Consider the following 561-nt stretch of genomic DNA (forward strand, 5'->3'; position numbering starts at 1 on the left):
CTTCCTGCGCCGTTTCCTCACCACCCACCTGGCCGGGCTGCGCGGCTGCTCACCCAACACGATCGCGTCCTACCGCGACACGTTCAAGCTCCTGCTCGTCTATCTCCGCGACAACCACGCCGTCCCACCGGAGAAACTCACCCTCGACCGCATCGACGCCGCCGCGATCATCGGGTTCCTCAACTGGCTCGAAGCCGAACGGCAAAACAGCGTGTCGACCCGCAACCAGCGACTGACCGCGATCAATTCCTTCTGCACCTGGATGCAAACCGAGGACCCCGCCCGGATGGCCTGCTACCAGGACACCCTCGCAATCCCCGCCAAGAAACAGCCCCGCCCGCACGTCAACCACCTGACCATCGAGCAGACCCGCCTCCTGCTCGCCCAGCCCGACCGGTCCACCCGCCGCGGCCGACGCGACGCGACCTTGCTCGCCACGCTCTACGACACCGCCGCCCGCGTCCAGGAACTCGCCGACCTCACCGTCCGAAACCTCCGCCTCGAACACCCCGCCATGGCGGCCTTGACCGGCAAAGGCGGCAAGACACGCCACGTCCCTCT

1 protein-coding gene is annotated in these 561 nt (G+C 67.4%); it reads left to right on the forward strand.

Features of this window, described 5'->3' with window-relative positions; genetic code table 11:
* On the forward strand, positions 1–561 hold a 561-nt coding region (locus tag KJS59_RS30640; protein ID WP_213457485.1), incomplete at both ends, for a tyrosine-type recombinase/integrase.

This window comes from Rhizomonospora bruguierae (assembly GCF_018397995.1).
Taxonomy (GTDB): domain Bacteria; phylum Actinomycetota; class Actinomycetes; order Mycobacteriales; family Micromonosporaceae; genus Rhizomonospora; species Rhizomonospora bruguierae.